Source organism: Enterobacter sp. SCRI0065 (genome assembly GCF_059766475.1).
Map to the genome: position 1 here is coordinate 143350 of NZ_JCBAJB010000002.1, position 18580 is coordinate 161929.

At 53.6% G+C, this 18580-nt stretch carries 17 protein-coding genes and 1 pseudogene; 9 read left to right on the forward strand and 9 right to left on the reverse strand.

Going from position 1 to position 18580, the window contains the following annotated elements:
• Positions 1-3: 3 nt before the first annotated feature.
• Positions 4-1323: pseudogene (gene celB, locus AC6EMZ_RS06550) on the reverse strand (PTS cellobiose transporter subunit IIC).
• Between the two features lie 159 nt (positions 1324-1482).
• Here celB and AC6EMZ_RS06555 point away from each other — a divergent pair.
• Positions 1483-2307, forward strand: coding sequence for a transposase family protein (locus tag AC6EMZ_RS06555; protein WP_498401627.1), 825 nt, complete (start codon positions 1483-1485; stop codon positions 2305-2307).
• Here AC6EMZ_RS06555 and arsC read toward each other — a convergent pair.
• Together arsC and bepA are read right to left on the reverse strand one after the other, a co-directional pair.
• Entirely contained in the window at positions 2304-2663 is a 360-nt protein-coding gene (gene arsC, locus AC6EMZ_RS06560; RefSeq protein ID WP_498401628.1) for an arsenate reductase (glutaredoxin), read from the reverse strand. The two genes, AC6EMZ_RS06555 and arsC, sit on opposite strands and share 4 nt — an antisense overlap.
• Before the next feature lie 13 nt (positions 2664-2676).
• Positions 2677-4140, reverse strand: coding sequence for a beta-barrel assembly-enhancing protease (bepA, locus tag AC6EMZ_RS06565; protein ID WP_498401629.1), 1464 nt, complete (start codon positions 4138-4140; stop codon positions 2677-2679).
• A 222-nt stretch (positions 4141-4362) separates the two neighbouring features.
• Between bepA and AC6EMZ_RS06570 the strand changes: the two genes are divergently transcribed.
• Positions 4363-5427: an AI-2E family transporter gene (locus AC6EMZ_RS06570; RefSeq protein ID WP_498401630.1), complete on the forward strand. Its 1065-nt coding sequence runs from the start codon at positions 4363-4365 to the stop codon at positions 5425-5427.
• A gap of 87 nt (positions 5428-5514) precedes the next feature.
• Here AC6EMZ_RS06570 and bcp read toward each other — a convergent pair whose 3' ends face one another.
• Both bcp and AC6EMZ_RS06580 read right to left on the reverse strand, forming a co-directional pair.
• A complete protein-coding gene (gene bcp, locus AC6EMZ_RS06575; RefSeq protein ID WP_498401631.1) occupies positions 5515-5985 on the reverse strand; it encodes a thioredoxin-dependent thiol peroxidase in 471 nt (156 codons plus the stop codon).
• Positions 5985-6554 carry a glycine cleavage system transcriptional repressor gene (locus AC6EMZ_RS06580; protein WP_498401633.1) on the reverse strand — a complete coding sequence of 190 codons (570 nt, stop codon included), beginning with the start codon at positions 6552-6554 and terminating at the stop codon, positions 5985-5987. Before AC6EMZ_RS06580 ends, bcp begins: the two co-directional genes overlap by 1 nt.
• A 144-nt stretch (positions 6555-6698) precedes the next feature.
• Here AC6EMZ_RS06580 and dapA point away from each other — a divergent pair, with 144 nt between their 5' ends.
• The 6 genes from dapA (at position 6699) to ypfH (ending at position 13160) form a co-directional block, all read left to right on the forward strand.
• Complete coding sequence (gene dapA / locus AC6EMZ_RS06585) at positions 6699-7577, forward strand: 4-hydroxy-tetrahydrodipicolinate synthase (RefSeq protein ID WP_498401634.1); 879 nt, start codon at positions 6699-6701, stop codon at positions 7575-7577.
• Between the two features lie 16 nt (positions 7578-7593).
• On the forward strand, positions 7594-8628 hold the full coding sequence (gene bamC, locus AC6EMZ_RS06590) for an outer membrane protein assembly factor BamC (RefSeq protein ID WP_498401635.1): 1035 nt from the start codon (positions 7594-7596) through the stop codon (positions 8626-8628).
• A gap of 109 nt (positions 8629-8737) precedes the next feature.
• Positions 8738-9451: a phosphoribosylaminoimidazolesuccinocarboxamide synthase gene (gene purC, locus AC6EMZ_RS06595; RefSeq protein ID WP_498401636.1), complete on the forward strand. Its 714-nt coding sequence runs from the start codon at positions 8738-8740 to the stop codon at positions 9449-9451.
• Positions 9452-9572: 121 nt separating this feature from the next.
• Positions 9573-10445 (forward strand): KPN_02809 family neutral zinc metallopeptidase, encoded by an 873-nt coding sequence (gene ypfJ / locus AC6EMZ_RS06600; protein ID WP_498401637.1) that lies wholly within the window; start codon positions 9573-9575, stop codon positions 10443-10445.
• Positions 10445-12391 (forward strand): tRNA(Met) cytidine acetyltransferase TmcA, encoded by a 1947-nt coding sequence (locus AC6EMZ_RS06605; RefSeq protein ID WP_498401639.1) that lies wholly within the window; start codon positions 10445-10447, stop codon positions 12389-12391. Before ypfJ ends, AC6EMZ_RS06605 begins: the two co-directional genes overlap by 1 nt.
• 73 nt (positions 12392-12464) lie before the next feature.
• Positions 12465-13160 carry an esterase gene (gene ypfH / locus AC6EMZ_RS06610; protein ID WP_498401640.1) on the forward strand — a complete coding sequence of 232 codons (696 nt, stop codon included), beginning with the start codon at positions 12465-12467 and terminating at the stop codon, positions 13158-13160.
• A gap of 39 nt (positions 13161-13199) precedes the next feature.
• Here the strand turns inward: ypfH and AC6EMZ_RS06615 are convergent, their stop codons facing one another.
• Genes AC6EMZ_RS06615 through AC6EMZ_RS06625 form a run of 3 tightly spaced genes read right to left on the reverse strand, consistent with a single transcriptional unit; the run spans position 13200 to position 14908 of the window.
• A complete protein-coding gene (locus AC6EMZ_RS06615; RefSeq protein ID WP_498401642.1) occupies positions 13200-13397 on the reverse strand; it encodes a YpfN family protein in 198 nt (65 codons plus the stop codon).
• A gap of 25 nt (positions 13398-13422) precedes the next feature.
• Positions 13423-14550, reverse strand: a complete 1128-nt coding sequence (dapE, locus tag AC6EMZ_RS06620; RefSeq protein ID WP_498401643.1) for a succinyl-diaminopimelate desuccinylase — start codon at positions 14548-14550, stop codon at positions 13423-13425.
• 10 nt (positions 14551-14560) lie between these two features.
• On the reverse strand, positions 14561-14908 hold the full coding sequence (locus tag AC6EMZ_RS06625; RefSeq protein WP_498401644.1) for an ArsC family reductase: 348 nt from the start codon (positions 14906-14908) through the stop codon (positions 14561-14563).
• 388 nt (positions 14909-15296) lie between these two features.
• Between AC6EMZ_RS06625 and ypfM the strand changes: the two genes are divergently transcribed.
• On the forward strand, positions 15297-15356 hold the full coding sequence (gene ypfM, locus AC6EMZ_RS06630; protein WP_100780840.1) for a protein YpfM: 60 nt from the start codon (positions 15297-15299) through the stop codon (positions 15354-15356).
• 103 nt (positions 15357-15459) lie between these two features.
• On the opposite strand, the gene acrD is transcribed toward ypfM, so the two are convergent.
• Entirely contained in the window at positions 15460-18573 is a 3114-nt protein-coding gene (acrD, locus tag AC6EMZ_RS06635; protein WP_498401645.1) for a multidrug efflux RND transporter permease AcrD, read from the reverse strand.
• Positions 18574-18580: the final 7 nt, after the last annotated feature.

The window sequence follows — 18580 nt, forward strand, 5'->3', positions numbered from 1 at the left end:
GGTTTACTCCTGTTTTGCCAGCGTGGTTTGGGTTGGTGTCGCGGTGGCAATCTCCGCGGCGCGATACTGTTTATCGAGAATGCGCATGAAGGGCAGATAAAGCATTGCGCCGATCAGCAGGTTAAGAAGTTGCATGACGCTGCCGCTAATGTGCCCGGTCACGATAAAGCCGCTGATAACCGGCGGTAACGTCCAGGGAATAAATACGCCCGTTGTCACCGCAACGGCACCCAGTTTCATCGCCGCGTACTGTACCGTTACCAGCACCAGCGGCACGAGGTTGAACGGGATCAGCATGATCGGATTCATAATAACCGGCAGACCAAACAGAATCGGTTCATTGATGTTAAACACCGAAGCCCCCGCGCCGAGTCGTGCTACTTCACGCATGTTCTTGCTGCGGGCAAAAATCAGCATCGCAATCACCAGCGACAACGTCGCCCCCGCGCCGCCCATCCAGATCATGTCAAAAAACTGCTCGGTAATAATGTGGGGCGGCGTCACACCGGCCTGGATAGCGGCAATGTTGTCGGTCTAGTTTTCCATCCACAGCGGACGAATAATGCCGTTAATCATTGAACCGGAGTTAATACCCACTGACCACAAAATGGTGATGCTGAAGACCGTCATCAGCGCGCCGAAATAGGAGGTGCCGTAATGACGTACCGGAGTGGCGACCACTTCATAAATGAACTGATGAATGGTGTGGTATTGGGTATTTTCAAATGCGATACGGATTGCCAGCACCAGAATCATAATTAGCAGAGCGGGGATCAGCGCGGCAAAGGATTCCTGTACCGCCGGAGGCACGCCTTCAGGCATCTTGATCACCAGTTTTTTGCGCTTCAGCCAGCAGAATAATTCCGTCCACAACAATGAGCCAATCATCGCCACAAACAGTCCTTTACTGCCAATCCATTCCACCGGTATTACCGTGATACCGCCGTTCTCGGCGACCTTGATAAAGGGTGTCAGGATCAGGAAGCTCACCAGCGACAGAATCCCGCACGAGATGCGATCCTCGCCGTAATGCTCCGCCAGCCGGAATGCCACCAGGAAACTAATGAACAGAGACATTGTTGAGAACACCGCATTGAACGGGATCTCGATAATCGCGCTCCAGCTCTCACCAAAAGCCTGAGACATAAACTGCTGGTAGGTCTGATTAGGGAACGAGGAGATAACCAGCAGGATCGAGCCGACGATAATAAACGGCATGAATGAGACGTACGCCCCACGGATGGCGCCCAGATGACGCTGTTGAGCCGTTTTGGCCGCCAGAGGCATCAGTTTTGCTTCAAGAAATCCCAGAACATTGTTCATTGTGAACTCCGTACAAGATTGAGTGACGTTGTTTATGTTATGAGTGTGGATTATCAGTGAAGCGTGACGACTGAAAGGTGAAACAGGTCACAATGCACTCACGGTGTGAATATAAATCTCATCAGATTGGTTATAAGAAAACGATCGGGAAACCTTGCGATGGAAATTAAACTGCATGCTAACGCCACCACCACACCGCGCGTACGTCGCTACCTTCAGCAGTCTGATAAAAGCGACAGAGAGCTTGCGCTGGAGCTAGGGATATCGGTAACCACCGTCAGGCGCTGGCGTCATCGTGTGCAGGTTTCGGATAACCACACCACGCCGAAGGTGATACACAAAGCGATGAGACAAGAACAGGTGGCGCTAATCAATGCGCTGCGTGACACCACTGGCGCACCGCTGGATGAACTCTTGCTGCTGGTCAATGAAGGCTTAGGCATTAACGTCTCTCGCGCCACGTTAAACCGTTATCTGAAAACGGCCGTGACGCAGCGGCAGGGCGCGCCGATAACTGGGGTTAAAGCGTTAAAGGCGGGCCTGCAACCGACTCATCTTGAGTTGCACCACCTTCCGCTTTCGCTGCACATGGACGACGGCGGTCAGCAACATTTTCTGTGGGCGCGTGAGCCTGTCAGCGGCTGGTGCTTTGCCCGGCTTTACGCGGGGATATCACCGCAACTGGTGGTGAACTGGACGGATGAACTGCTAAATGCGTGTCCTGTCGATATACAATCTATTGAGACTTTCGGCTTTGAGCTGCCATATGTTGGGGCCGGCATCGTTTTGAAAACGAATCAGATAAAGCCACTCGTGATGCAGGTCGTCGTACCGCTGGCGGAAATCATTCCACGGATGAAGTCTGAGCCTGTCGGTAAGGTCATTGAGAAGATATGCGATATGTTCAACCAGGGGAAAACGCAAAAAAAACTGGGAGGCAGCACGCCGCAGGCCTTTTTGGAGGCGCTGCGGCGTAAAGATTAGTTCAGAATGTCGAGCACGTCTTCCGGCGGGCGGCCAATGCGTGCCTGACCGTAAGCCACCACGATCGGGCGTTCAATCAGCTTGGGATTTTCAACCATTGCCTGAATCAGCTCATCTTCCGTCAGATGGCTGTCGTCAAGATTGAGTGAGGTATACAGCTCTTCTTTCTGGCGCATCAGTTCGCGTGCGCTGACCATGCCTAACATGCTCAGAAGCTGGCGAAGCGTTGGCGCATCCGGCGGGGTTTCAAGATACAGCACCACTTCCGGTTCGATGCCGTTTGATTTCAGCAGGCTAAGCGTGTCGCGGCTCTTGGAGCAGCGAGGGTTGTGATAAATTTTTACCGCATCTGACATGACTATCTCCTTGTTACATCTTTTCGTACGGCTTGAACCGCTGCTGCATGGAACGCAGCTGATCGATACGCGCATCGTATCGGGCCTGTTGCAGGCTGCCCAGTTTCACCTGCGAACTGGCGCTACTCAACAGTGAAATGGACTGATCCAGACGACCCACCAGGGCGTAACCTTCCGCACGCGCGGCAAGTTCCTGATCGCGATTGCCGAGTTGAGCTTCGGTCTGAGCCAGTAAATCCCACCCGTTAGGATCGTCTTTATGGTCGAAGGTATAACGATTAAGAATGTTCGCGGCGTCTCTTGGCTGACCGCCTTGTAAGTAAGCATTCGCCAGGTTGAGCTGCAACACCGGGTTGGTGCGCAGATCTTTTGCCCCTTTCAGACGATTGATTGCCTCGGTTGTCTTTTTCTGACCCAGATCGATATCGGTAAATAAATCCAGATACCACGGGTTATTGGCATCAGCAGTCAGCAGCGGTTGCAGCGCTTTGCGCGCCTCATCATATTTGCTGGCTTCCATCGCCTGTAGCGCGCGGCCATACTGCGCTGCGTTCTGCTCGCGAATGTTGCCTTTCGCCAGACCGTCGAGCAGATCGTTGGTGAGCTGATTACGCCCAGAGTTGTACATGCCGAGCGTTCTGACCTTCGCCATGTAGAAATCCTGCGAAGATTGCACTACCACCGGACGCATCTGGTTGGCACGGTTACGCGCATCCGAGAGACGGCTTTCTGGCAAGGGGTGGGTTAACAGGATTTCCGGTGGACGCGTTGAGTAGCGCGCCTGGTCGAGGAGTTTCTCCAGGAAGGTCGGCATCGCCTGCGGGTCAAATCCGGAGCGCTGAAGAACCTGAATACCGATACGGTCTGCTTCCTGTTCGTTCTGCTGGGTAAAGCTGATCATGCCCTGACGCGTGCCCGCCAGCGTACCGGTGAGGGCCGCCATACCAGCCTGCGGGCTCGCCATCGCCAGCAAAATGGAGCCCAAAGCACCCACCCAGGTGAGCGGCGCATTGCGTTTTTGATCTTCCATCGCACGTGCCAGATGGCGCTGGGTAACGTGGGATATTTCGTGCGCCATCACCGAGGCCAGCTGGCTTTCGTTATCGGAATAGCGGAATAGCGCCGAATGCAGCACGACGTTACCGCCAAAGAAGGCGAAGGCGTTGATTTCGTCGTTGTTGATTAAAAAGAAATGGAAAGGGGTCTTTACCGAATCGGCGTGAGCGACGAGGCGCATCCCAAGAGCATTAATGTATTGCACCAGAAGGGGATCGTTAATCAACGGTGCGCTACCGCGAAGCTGGCGAACGTAGAAATCACCCATCTGCATTTCTTGTCCGATGGAGAGCGTGCTTCCTGCTGAGGTGCCCATATCAGGCAAGGTATCCGCCGAGTCAGCGAAAGCTGGCAAGACCTGACCCACGGTCAGCGCGGCGATAAGCGTCGCCATCAGAGTTTTTTTCAACTGCCTGAACATAGCCTCTGCCCTGTATTTTGGATGTGCTAATTTGACCAACGTACCCGCATATCGTTCATCTTCTCCTGCTCTCGGAGTGTAGCTGTGTTGAGGCGCGAAGAAAATCCCATTCATCTGGCTTTTGCGAAACGTTACAGAGAGACAAAAAGCGAAAGTCTTTTGTGTGACAGTTAGATACACTTCACCCCCTTAGTCCCGTCATCCTCTTCAGGGAAGGGTTACATGCTCGAAATGTTAATGCAGTGGTATCGGCGACGCTTCAGCGATCCCGAGGCCATTGCTTTGCTGGTCATTCTGGTCGCGGTATTCTGTATCCTGTTCTTCTTCAGTGGCCTGTTAGCCCCGCTGCTGGTGGCGATTGTTCTGGCTTACCTTCTTGAATGGCCGACCGTACGGCTCGAAAATATCGGCTGCTCACGACGCTGGGCAACCAGTATTGTGCTGGTGCTGTTTGTCGGCATTTTGCTGCTCATGTCATTCGTCGTCATGCCCGTTGCCTGGCAGCAGGGGATTTACCTGATCCGCGATATGCCCGGCATGTTGAATAAACTGTCCGATTTTGCTGCCACGTTGCCCCGTCGTTATCCGGCATTGATGGATGCAGGCATCATTGATGCAATGGCGGAGAACATGCGCGCTCGCATCATGACGATGGGCGACTCGGTGGTGAAATACTCCCTCGCCTCGCTCGTTGGGTTACTGACGCTGGCCGTTTACCTGGTACTGGTTCCGCTAATGGTCTTCTTCCTGGTGAAGGATAAAGAGCAGATGCTAAATGCGGTTCGCCGTATTTTGCCGCGTAATCGCGGTCTGGCAGGGCAGGTCTGGAAAGAGATGAACCAGCAGATTACCAACTACATCCGCGGCAAGGTGCTGGAGATGATCGTGGTGGGTGTTGCGACCTGGATTGGCTTCCTGATTTTCGGGCTGAATTATTCACTGCTGCTGGCGGTACTGGTGGGCTTCTCAGTATTGATCCCGTATATCGGCGCGTTTGTGGTGACGATTCCGGTGATTGGGGTGGCGCTGTTCCAGTTTGGCCTGGGAACGGAGTTCTGGAGCTGCTTTGCGGTGTACCTGATTATTCAGGGGCTGGATGGCAACCTCCTGGTGCCGGTACTGTTTTCTGAAGCGGTGAATTTACATCCGCTGGTGATTATTCTGTCGGTGGTGATTTTTGGTGGGCTGTGGGGCTTTTGGGGCGTGTTCTTTGCGATTCCGCTTGCGACGCTTATCAAAGCAGTGGTTCACGCCTGGCCGGACGTGCCAGCGGTCGAAGAGAAGTAGATTTGCGTGGACTGATGCGCTAACCCTTTCCCACGGGAGAGGGCGCAAAGACCAAAACGGCAACCGATGTTGCCGTTTTGCTTTTTATCAGGCGTTCTCTTTCAGCCAGTTCAGCACCACGTCGTGGTGATTGCTGGTTTTGAAATCATCAAAGACGTGTTCAATTTTACCCTCCGCATCAATCAGGAAGCTGATACGGTGGATGCCGTCGTAGGTTTTGCCCATAAAGGACTTTTCGCCCCAGACGCCAAATTGCTCACAGACCTGATGGTCCTCATCCGAGAGCAGCGTAAAGTTCAGCACCTCTTTCTCAGAGAAACGAGACAGTTTTTCTGACTTGTCGGTGCTGATACCCAGCACGTCAACGCCCGCTTTTTTCAAATCGTCCATGTTATCGCGTAAACCGCAAGCTTGTACGGTACAGCCTGGCGTCATGGCTTTCGGGTAGAAATAGACCAGTACACGCTGTCCCTGGAAGTCGGCCAAATTTACTTGCTCGCCGTCTTGATCCGGCAGGCTAAATTTCGGTGCGATGTCACCGGCTTTCAGTGGATTCATTACTCAACTCCATCCTGTTCATGCTGCGAATAATTTACGACGTTTATACTGCCTTGTGCATTCAGTTCTGTACATAGGGCTTTGAACGCTTGTTCAATAATTGACGGATCGCGCGAAGCCGGACTGTGGGCGGTTATCTGAATAAAAAGTTTAGGGGTAATTTCACCATCGCCTGGCTGTGTGCGGGAGACCAGCTCCGCAATATTCATTTCGTGACTATCAAAAAGAGCGGTAAAACGTTCAATCAAATGCGGGGAGTCGGTGACTTCTACCTGCACCCAAACCGTGACCGGCATAGGCGGGCGCGGGTGGGCCGTCGTGCGTTTCATCACGATCAGCAAATCCAGCTCTGCGCCTTTTAGCGGCAAGGTCGATTCGATGAGCGTGATCGCATTCCATGTCCCGGAAAGTAGCATGATAAACGTGAACTCATCGCCCAGCATCGCCAGTCGGCTGTCTTCGATATTGCAGCCGCAACTGCTGACGTGGCGGGTGATAGTGTTCACAATACCGGCTCTGTCGGCACCCAGCGCAGTGATTACCAGGTAATGTTGTGATGAGGTTATCAAACCTGTTCTTCCTTTGCGTGGTTAAGTGTTCTAAGGAAAGCATAAAAAAAACCGGCATACAACAGCCTGGACGCCTTACGTCGCTTGCTTTTATTACAGTTCCAAACGTACCATTGAGAATCTTGTTTGCACAGAGGATGGCCCATGTTCACGGGAAGTATTGTTGCGCTTGTTACGCCGATGGATGAGAAAGGTAATATCTGCCGGTCAAGCCTGAAAAAACTGATTGATTACCATGTCGCCAACGGGACTGCGGCGATCGTTTCGGTAGGGACTACCGGAGAATCTGCCACACTGAGCCACGACGAACACGGCGACGTTGTGATGATGACCGTGGAACTGGCTGACGGACGCATTCCTGTCATTGCCGGTACGGGTGCAAATGCTACCGCAGAAGCCATCAGCCTGACGCAGCGTTTCAATAATAGCGGGATTGTCGGTTGCCTGACGGTAACGCCTTACTACAACCGTCCGACGCAGGAAGGTCTGTTCCAGCATTTCAAAGCCATCGCAGAACATACTGACTTGCCTCAAATTCTGTATAATGTGCCGTCGCGTACCGGCTGCGATATGCTGCCGGAAACCGTAGGCCGTCTCTCGAAAGTTAAAAATATTATCGGGATTAAAGAGGCGACCGGGAACTTAAGTCGTGTTCATCAGATCAAAGAGCTGGTTTCAGATGACTTTATCCTGCTGAGCGGCGATGATGCGACCTCGCTGGACTTTATGCAGCTTGGTGGCCATGGGGTGATTTCCGTCACCTCAAACGTTGCGGCGCGTGATATGGCTGAAATGTGCAAACTGGCGGCGGCGGGTCATTTCGACGAAGCTCGCGTGATTAACCAGCGTCTGATGCCGCTGCACAATAAATTATTTGTCGAACCCAATCCGATCCCAGTGAAATGGGCATGTATGGAGTTGGGACTTGTAGCAACCGATACGCTGCGTCTGCCGATGACCCCGATTACCGACCATGGTCGTGATGTGGTTGCCGGGGCGCTGAAGCATGCCGGTTTGCTGTAGAGTTTAGGGAGATTTGATGGCTTACTCAGTACAGAAGTCGCACCTGGCGAAGGTTGCGGGTGTTTCGCTTATTATGATGCTCGCTGCCTGTAGTTCAGACTCGCGCTACAAGCGCCAGGTGAGCGGTGATGAATCCTATCTGGATGCCACCCCGCTTGCTGAACTTCATGCGCCAGCTGGCATGATCCTGCCGATTCAAAACGGCGATTACAACATTCCTGTCACCAATGGCAGTGGCTCCGTGGGTAAGGCACTTGATATTCGCCCACCGGCTCAGCCTCTGGCGCTGGTTAGCGGTGCTCGTACTCAGTTCACGGGTGACACTGCAACGCTGCTGGTTGAAAACGGCCGCAACAATACCCTGTGGCCACAGGTCGTGAGCGTGATTCAGTCTAAGAATTACACGATTGATAAGCGCGACGACGCTAGCCAGACGTTAACAACCGACTGGATTGAATGGAACCGTCTGGATGAAGATCAGCAGTACCGTGGTCGTTATCAAGTCTCTGTGAAACCGCAGGGTTATCAGCAGGCGGTGAGCGTTAAACTGCTGAACCTGGAACAAGCTGGCAAGCCTGTCGCGGATGCTTCCTCGTTACAGCGCTACAGCACCGAAATGCTGAACGTGCTGGCAGCGGGTCTCGATAAAAATGCGACCGACGCGGCGAATGCCACCCAAAATCGTAGCGGCGTCACCTTTGACGTACAAACCGCCGCTGACGATACCGGTTTGCCAATGCTGGTGGTGCGCGCACCGTTCAACCAGACCTGGCAGCGTTTGCCAGCAACGCTTGAAAAAGCGGGCATGAAAGTGACCGACAGCACCCGTTCTACGGGCAGCATCACGGCCACCTACAAACCGCTGTCTGATAGTGCATGGCAAGAACTGGGTGCTGCTGACCCGGGTCTGACCTCGGGCGATTATAAAATTCAGGTCGGTGACCTCGATAACCGCAGCAGTCTGCAGTTTATCGATCCTAAAGGTCACACGCTGACCCAGTCGCAGAACGATGCGCTGGTCGCGGTCTTCCAGGCTGCATTCAGCAAATAAATAAGAGGGCTGGTAAATCCAGCCCTTTTTATTTTCGTGCTACGCAAACGTGTGCGTGGCATAATATCCCTAGTTTTGAACACAAATCATCACACCAGGAGTAATGAAGATGCAGAAGCAAGCTGAGTTGTATCGTGGCAAAGCGAAGACCGTATACAGCACCGAAAACCCGGATCTGTTGGTGCTCGAGTTCCGCAATGATACGTCAGCAGGGGATGGCGCACGCATTGAGCAGTTCGATCGTAAAGGCATGGTGAACAATAAGTTCAACCACTTCATTATGAGCAAGCTGGCAGAAGCGGGTATCCCGACTCAGATGGAAGCGTTGTTGTCTGATACGGAATGTCTGGTGAAAAAACTGGATATGGTTCCGGTTGAATGCGTGATCCGTAACCGTGCAGCAGGCTCCCTGGTGAAGCGTCTTGGCATTGAAGAAGGCATTGAACTCAACCCGCCGCTGTTTGATCTGTTCCTGAAAAACGACGAAATGCACGACCCGATGATCAATGAATCTTACTGTGAAACCTTCAACTGGGTTAGCAAAGAGAATCTGGCGCGCATGCAGGAACTGACCTACAAAGCGAACGACGTCCTGAAAAAGCTGTTTGATGACGCGGGTCTGATTCTGGTCGATTTCAAGCTTGAGTTCGGTCTTTACAAGGGTGAAGTGGTGCTGGGCGATGAGTTCTCACCGGACGGTAGCCGCCTGTGGGATAAAGAAACGCTGGATAAAATGGATAAAGACCGTTTCCGCCAGAGTCTGGGTGGCCTGATCGAAGCCTATGAAGCCGTTGCACATCGTCTTGGCGTAAAACTCGACTAATTTCGCACCTTTGCCAGAGGATGAGGACATCCTTTGGCTTCTTACCCTTGTTTCTTATGGTAATCCTGACGCTAACCGCCTACGATCTATCTATTACTGATGGTATTGATTCGAGGTGGTTATGCGCTGGCAAGGGCGTCGTGAAAGTGACAATGTAGATGACAGACGCAGCAGTGGCGGCGGTGGGCCCTCTATGGGCGGTCCTGGCATGCGGCTCCCGCGTGGTAAAGGCGGAATCGTTCTGCTGATTATCGTTCTGGTGGCTGGCTACTACGGTGTCGATCTGACCGGGTTAATGACCGGTGAACCTGTACAACAACAGCAGCAGCAATCTCAGCGCTCCATCAGCCCGAACGAAGATGAAGCCGCAAAATTCACCTCCGTGATACTCGCCACCACTGAAGATACCTGGGGTCAGCTTTTCGATAAAATGGGACGCACCTATCAGCAGCCCAAACTCGTCATGTATCGTGGTGCAACCCGCACCGGATGCGGCACAGGCCAATCGGTTATGGGGCCATTTTATTGCCCGGCCGATAGCACCGTTTATATCGATCTCTCTTTCTATGATGACATGAAGCGTAAGCTCGGCGCCGACGGCGATTTTGCCCAGGGCTACGTCATTGCCCATGAAGTGGGTCATCACGTGCAAAAACTGCTCGGTATCGAACCCAAAGTGCGTCAGCTCCAGCAAAACGCCAGCCAGACGGAAGTGAACCGTCTGTCCGTGCGCATGGAGCTTCAGGCGGATTGCTTCGCAGGCGTCTGGGGCCACAGCATGCAGCAGCAGGGCGTACTGGAAGCCGGTGACCTGGAAGAGGCGTTAAACGCGGCCCAGGCTATTGGTGACGATCGCCTTCAGCAGCAAAGCCAGGGGCGCGTCGTACCCGATAGCTTTACGCACGGCACGTCAGAAGAACGCTACAGCTGGTTTAAACGCGGCTTCACCAGCGGCGATCCGGCGCAGTGTAATACCTTCGGCAAAGCCATGTGATGTTGCCGTTTGCACATCTGATTAGCCAGCTCCAGCGTCAAGGCCATCGTCGGCTGGTTGTCCTCAGCGGTGATGAACAATGGACATTGACGCAGGCGACAGCCCTGCGTGATGCCTTTACCGGAGACTGGCTGTGGCTACAGGATAATCACTCACAGGCCATCAGTGGTCTGCTGGGTCGTGAGTTCCTGCATGCCATCTTCGATGCCCAGCACGGATTTGACGTTTCGGCCTTTGCTGCACTGAGTGGGACGTTGCGTGCCGGTAGCCTGCTGGTGCTGCGGGTTCCGTCACTCTCAGAATGGGCAGAAAAACCTGACTTTGATTCCGTACGCTGGAGCGACAGTCCCGAACCGATTGCCACTCCGCACTTTATTCGCCATTTTTGCCGGACGATTGCCGCCGATCCTGATGTGATTGTCTGGCAGCAATCTGTTCCTCTCTCAGTTCCTTGTCTTTCGGATGCGCCTGACTGGCAGCCAGCAAACGGTGAGCCGCAACGCGAACAAGCCGATATTCTTGTATCCCTTTTGTCCATGAAACATGGCGTGGCCGCCGTGACGGCGCCGCGCGGACGCGGAAAGTCCGCGCTGGCGGGAATGTTGCTCAATACGTTTTCACAAAACGCCATAGTGACTGCGCCTGCGAAAGGGGCAACGGATGTTATTGCCCGTTTTGCCGGGGCGCATTTCCATTTTATGGCTCCGGACGTACTGCTGGCGTCAACGCAGCGGGCGGAATGGCTGATTGTCGATGAAGCGGCAGCCATCCCTGGCCCGCTACTGGAAAGGCTGGTTCAGCGCTTTCCTCGCGTGCTGCTGACCACTACCGTGCAGGGCTATGAAGGCACGGGGCGGGGTTTTCTGCTGAAGTTCTGCGCCCGGTTTACCGGGTTGCAGCGTTATACCTTATCAACGCCCGTTCGTTGGGCCATCGGGTGTCCACTTGAGCGGCTGGTAGCGAATGCCCTTCTGTTTGACGATGCGCTTATCGATCGCAAACCCGAAGGTGACGTGTGTTTAACGTCGCTTGAGCCGCAGGCGTGGGAAAGCGACCCGACACGGGTGGCAGGCGTATATGAATTGTTGTGTGCCGCGCACTACCGCACTTCACCACTCGATTTACGCCGCATGATGGACGCACCCGGTCAGCACTTTTCTGTCGCACTGGCAGGCTCCGATATTGCGGGGGCACTTTGGCTGGTGGATGAGGGCGGATTAAGCGCGGCGCTCAGCCAGGCTGTCTGGGCGGGCTTCAGGCGTCCACGCGGCAATCTGGTGGCGCAATCTCTTGCGGCACACGGCGGATCGCCTCTGGCGGCGACGCTGAAAGGTCGACGGGTAACCCGCATTGCCGTACATCCTCATCGCCAGCGGGAAGGTATCGGGCAGGCGCTCATCCGCAATGCACGCGGTGAAGATTATCTGTCGGTGAGTTTCGGCTATACCGATGAGCTGTGGCGTTTCTGGCAGCAGTGCGGTTTTGTGTTGGTGCGGATGGGCAGCCACCGCGAAGCGAGCAGCGGTTGCTTCACCGCGATGGCGTTGTTGCCGCTCAGTGAGGCGGGGCATACGCTTTGTGAACAGGCGCACCAGCGCTTATGCCGGGATGCGCGCGTGTTATCGGCATGGAACGACGAAAAGATCCCTGTTATCGATCGCTGGGAAGCCACCCTGAATGATGACGACTGGCTGGAACTGGCGGGTTTTGCCTTTGCCCACCGGGCGTTTTCGACCTCCGTTGCTGCGTTAACCCGTTTGCTATTATCCGTGGACATGCCGCTTCCGGCACTGCGCGCAAAAATGGCAGGTGCAACGGATAGCACTGGACGAAAATCCTTGCTGGCAAAGCTTCGCAGTGAAACGGCACAAGCGCTTGAACGTCTTGATCATTCGCGCTGCCAGCAGTTGAAAGACGCCATTTTGCAATGGCAATTTTTTCAATGACTTCTTCAATAAAGTGGCATGGTCATTACCTGGCACAGGCGTAAAATCCTGAACATCAATTAAGGAGACCGCCATGAAACACGAAAGTTTTGTTGTTCAAAGCCCCGAAAAACCCGCGCAACAACTGCTGCTGCTCTTTCATGGTGTAGGCGACAACGCCGCCAACATGGGACAAATTGGTAGCTGGTTTGCGCCTGTTTTCCCGGACGCGCTGATCGTAAGCGTGGGTGGCGTCGAACCTTGCGGTCCCGCTGGGAGACAATGGTTCTCGGTGCAGGGCGTGACGGAAGAGAATCGCCAGGCGCGTATCGATGCCATTATGCCGACCTTCATTGAAACGGTCCGCTACTGGCAGAAGCAAAGCGGCGTTGGGGCAGGTGCCACCGCGTTGATTGGTTTTTCTCAAGGGGCAATTATGTCGCTTGAAAGCGTAAAAGCGCAGCCGGGACTGGTCTCGCGCGTTGTTGCGTTTAACGGGCGTTTTGCGACGCTGCCGCAGGCTGCAACCACCGCGACGACGGTTCATCTGATTCACGGCGGTGAGGATCGAGTTATTGAGCTTTCGCATGCTGTAGCCGCGCAGGAAGCGTTGATTCAGGCAGGTGGGGATGTGACGCTGGATATCGTCGACGAGTTAGGTCATGCGATTGACGATCGCAGTATGCAGCTTGCGTTGGATCATCTGCGCTTTACCGTGCCGAAGCATTATTTTGACGAGGCACTGAGCGGCGCTAAGCCAAACGACGATGATATTGTAGAGTTTATGTGAGTTAGTCCCTCTCTCGTGGCGAGAGAGGGAACCGGACGATCACTTCTTCTGGTCTTTATTCGGCCAGTTGTCGTCATCGTCCCACTTATCGTTAAAGTCACGATGTGGAGGAAGTTCGGGCTTATTGGCAAGGAACTTCTTGTGGTCAACGCGCTTAAGATCTTTGATGACGTTAAGCAACACGCCTACCAGAAACACCAATACCAAAATCCACCAATATCTAGCCAGCCAATCCATTCGCTTTTCCTTCTCAGAGCAGTCGTCAGGCGACGAGTTGCTCCATGATACGTTGATACATACGAGCCAGTAGCTGCAAATCAGCCGCGTTCACACATTCATTGATTTTATGAATGGTGGCGTTTACTGGTCCCAGTTCGACAACCTGCGCGCCCATGCGGGCAATAAAGCGTCCGTCAGATGTCCCTCCGGTCGTCAACAGCTGCGGTTTAATCTCATTATAGTGCGCGATAGCGTTAACCACCGCATCAACCAGTTTTCCGCGCTGGGTCAGGAACGGCTGGCCGGAAAGCCACCAGTCCAGGGTGTAGCGCAGTTCGTATTTATCCAGCAGAGCGATGACGCGCGCTTTAATCATCTCGTCAGTCAATTCCGTACTAAAGCGGAAGTTGAACTGCATGGAGAAATCACCCGGAATAACGTTGTTGCTGCCGGTACCCGCCTGAAGGTTAGCAATCTGCATGCTGGTTGGCGGGAAGAATTCGTTGCCTTTGTCCCACTCAATATTGACCAGTTCATTCAGCATCGGTGCGGCACGGTGTACCGGGTTGTCCGCCAGATGCGGATAAGCCACGTGGCCCTGCACGCCGTGAATCGTCAGGTTACAGGTCAGCGAGCCGCGACGACCGTTTTTCACCACATCGCCAACCACTTCCGTGCTGGAAGGTTCACCCACCAGGCAGTAGTGCAGACGTTCGTGACGCGCCATCAGCGTTTCGACGACTTTCACCGTGCCATTTTTCGCACTGGCTTCTTCATCGGAGGTAATCAGGAACGCGAGACGATTGCGGTGGTTGGGATGCTGTGCAACGAAACGTTCTGCCGCGACGACCATGGCCGCCAGCGAACCTTTCATATCTGCGGCACCACGGCCAAACAGCATACCGTCACGAATCGTGGGTTCAAACGGTGGGTTAATCCAGCGGTCGGCATCGCCAGCCGGCACTACGTCGGTATGGCCGGCAAAGGCTAACGTTTCACCCTGACCGCGCCATGCCCAGAAGTTCTGAGTATCGCCAATATCCATGCGTTCAACGGTAAAGCCAATTGCGCGCAGGCGCTCAATCATTAATGCCTGACAACCTGCATCGTCCGGGCTAAGGGAAGGACGGCGAATAAGCTGCTGAGTCAGCTCAATGACCGGGCATGACATAAACTACACCTCAAATATAAGTCTGATAACTGGATTCACTAAAGCCCAGCAGCATAGGCTGCCCGGGCGCGCAGAGCAATGGGCGTTTGATAATAGCGGGCATTTCAAGCATTAATTTTGCCGCGCTGTCGGCATCGGTGATGCTGTCACGGCGTGACTCATCGAGTTTGCGCCAGGTCGTGCCACGGGTGTTGAGCAACGCTTCCCATCCCAGTTCAGCGATGGCGGAATCAAGGAACTCGGCATCAAGGCCATCTGCGCGGTAGTCATGAAAGCGATAATCAACGTTATTCGCCTCAAGGAAGCGGCGTGCTTTCTTGATAGTGTCGCAGTTTTTAATGCCGTACATCACAATCATGTTGAATCCTTTTGCGGTTATTTAACGATAAATGTTCAATTTTTTCGATGTTATAAGCGTTAGCAAAATTTAACACCTGCAATTTATAACTGAATTAGATAAGCAGGTTAATTCAACCTACAGATGTACGCTGAATATTCTTTCATTTTTTACGCATAAATGTCCAGCAAAGATAATGTCTATGAAAGTCAGTACATAATAAGATCATCACCCTCTTGTATGGTTGTTTCGAAATATTGCTATTGGTCACATAAAATTTATCGTTCAAGGTTCATATTTAAGTCACGCCTGTTACAGCAAGGCGCAGGTGGTTATCATCATTGATTAAAATATCTTCACATTACCGATATATTCTCATAGAATACGCATAATAATAAGAGAGGTTGTTATGATTGAACGTGAACTGGGGAACTGGAAAGATTTTATCGAAGACATGCTTCGTAAATGAAATTCTGGAAGAATGGCAAGAGCACATAAATAAGTAAAAAAATCGTGTGATAAATCACACAATGAAAAGGCGGCCATCGGAGCCGCCTTTTTTATTGCTGTTTTTATTCAGGCCGTTCTTTTAACGGGAATCGACGACGCACCAGTACGAAGAACAGCGGAACGAAATAGATAGCCAGAATAGTGGCCGAAATCATGCCGCCCATCACCCCCGTACCCACCGCATGCTGGCTGCTGGAGCCCGCGCCGGAACTGGTTGCCATTGGCAATACGCCGAAGACAAATGCCAGTGAGGTCATCAGAATGGGGCGCAGTCGCTGACGACAGGCATGCAGCGTTGATGAAAGCAAATCATGGCCCTTCGAATTCATCTCATTGGCAAACTCGACGATCAGAATGGCGTTCTTTGCCGACAATCCAATAACGGTTAGCAAGCCAACCTGGAAGTAAACGTCATTCTCAAGCCCGCGCATCCAGGTGGCAAGCAGGGCACCCATGACGCCGAGTGGAACCACCAGCATCACCGAGAACGGCACGGACCAGCTTTCATACAGTGCCGCCAGACACAGGAAGACTACCAGCAACGAGAGGGCGTAAAGCGCAGGGGCCTGAGCACCCGACAGGCGTTCCTGATAGGACATCGCCGTCCACTCCAGTCCGAAACCGGCGGGCAGTTGCTGCACCAGCTTTTCCATCACATCCATCGCGGTCCCGGTACTGACGCCCGGTGCGGCTTCACCCACGATTTCGAGTGCGGAATAGCCATTGTAGCGTTCCAGACGAGGTGAACCACTCTCCCAATGGGAGGTGGCGAACGCCGAGAACGGCACCATGCCACCCGCGTTGTTACGCACGTACCACAGATTGATATCGTCCGGCAGCATGCGATAGGGCGCTGCTGCCTGAACATACACTTTCTTCACGCGGCCCCGGTCCATAAAGTCATTGACGTAGCTGGAACCCCACGCGGTTTGCAGCGTATCGTTGATATCGTCAATGGAGACGCCCAATGCCTGCGCTTTGCGCTGATCGATATCCACCTGAAGCTGCGGGCTATCGTCCAGGCCGTTATGTCGCACACGGGTCAGCGCGGGATCTTTGCCAGCCAGTTCCAGCAGTTTATCGCGCGCTGCCATGAGTGCATCATGTCCAACGCCCGCATGATCCTGAAGCTCCATATCAAAACCGGCAGAACTGCCTAGCCCGCTAATGGCCGCCGGGCTGCTGGCGAACACGCGCGCCTCTTTGATGTGGCTAAAGGCTTTGGTGGCGCGTTCGATAATGGCAAATGAGGAGCCCGTCTTGCTGTCGCGCTCGTCCCAGCCTTTCAGGCGGACAAACATACGCGCGACGTTCTGGCCGTTACCGCCGGGGCCAGAGCCGACGGTAGAAAACACCGACACAATATTGTCTTTTTCTTGGGTGAAAAAGTACTGTTCGACATTCTCGACGACTTTGAGCGTTTGCTGTTGCGTCGCGCCACTCGGTAGCTGTACCGAGGTGATGAACATGCCCCTGTCTTCTAGCGGCAAGAACGAGGTAGGCAAGCGAAGGAAGAGAAAGACCATACCACCGAGCAGTAACACGTAGACTAAAATCCAGCGCAGGCTGCGGTGTAATATCTTTGCGACCCCGGCTTCGTAGCGCGCCGCGTTGCGGTTAAACATGCGGTTAAACCAGCCGAAGAACCCTTTCTGTCCGTGCTGCTCGCCCTTGTGTAATGGCTTAAGAAGCGTTGAACACAGCGCGGGAGTGAGGATCATCGCCACCAGCACTGACAGCACCATCGCTGAAACAATGGTGATTGAGAACTGACGATAAATCGCACCGGTTGTGCCACCGAAGAAGGCCATCGGCACGAACACTGCCGAGAGCACCATGGCAATCCCCACCAGCGCCCCCTGAATTTGTCCCATCGACTTACGCGTAGCGTCACGCGGAGAGAGCCCTTCTTCGCTCATGATGCGCTCGACGTTCTCGACCACCACGATGGCATCGTCCACCAGCAGGCCGATCGCCAGCACCATTGCGAACATGGTGAGCGTATTGATGCTGTATCCAAAGGCGTATAGCACCGCGAAGGTCCCCAGCAATACCACCGGAACGGCGATAGTGGGAATGAGCGTCGCGCGGAAGTTTTGCAGGAACAGGTACATCACGAGGAACACCAGCGCGATAGCTTCGAGCAGGGTTTTCACAACGTCTTCAATGGATGCCTTCACGAACGAAGTGGTTTCGTAGGCGACTTTATATTCCAGGCCGTGTGGGAAATATTGCGATAATTCGTCCAGCCGGTCGATGACCAGTTTTGCGGTCGCCATTTCGTTCGCTCCGGAGGCAAGTTTCACCCCGAGGCCAGATGCCTGATCGCCGTTAAAGCGGCTTAGATAGTCATATTTCTCAGCACCCATCTCCACTTTGGCGACATCGCCCAGACGGACTTCGGAACCGTCCTGATTCACGCGCAACGTAATATCGCGAAATTGTTCCGGGGTCTGAAGGAGCGACTGCGAATTGATCGTGGCATTCAGCGCCTGTTTATCGACGGACGGCGTGCCGCCAAGCTGGCCCACGGCGATTTGCGCGTTCTGGGATTTAATGGCATCGGTAACGTCGGTTGCCGTCATCTGAACGGCGTTGAGCTTCGCCGGATCCAGCCAGATGCGCATGGAATACTGCGAACCATAGGCGTCAATATCACCCACGCCGTTGATACGGCTAAGCGGGTCCTGAATGTTACTGGCGACGTAATCCGAGATATCCTGCTTATCCATCGAACCATCGGTTGAGACAAAGGCGATGGTCAGGATATTGGAATCCCCAGTCTTACGCACCGTAACGCCCTGATTCTGCACCGCCTGAGGTAGCTTTCTCATCGCTGATTGCAGCTGGTTTTGCACCTGCTGTACCGCTTCATCGGGATCGGAACCGGCGGTGAAACTCAAGGTGACGGTCGCCTGGCCTGTCGCGCTGCTTTGCGAAGACATATACATCAGGTTATCGAGTCCGGTCATATTTTGCTCAATAACCTGGGTGACGGTGTTTTCCAGCGTTTGCGCTGATGCCCCAGGATAGTTGGCGGTAATACGAACGTTCGGCGGAGCCAGATCGGGGTATTGCTCAACGGGAAGTGACAGAATAGCGAGAGTGCCTGTCAGACATAAAATAATTGCCAGCACCCAGGCAAAAATGGGGCGATCGATGAAAAAATTCGCCATGAAAATA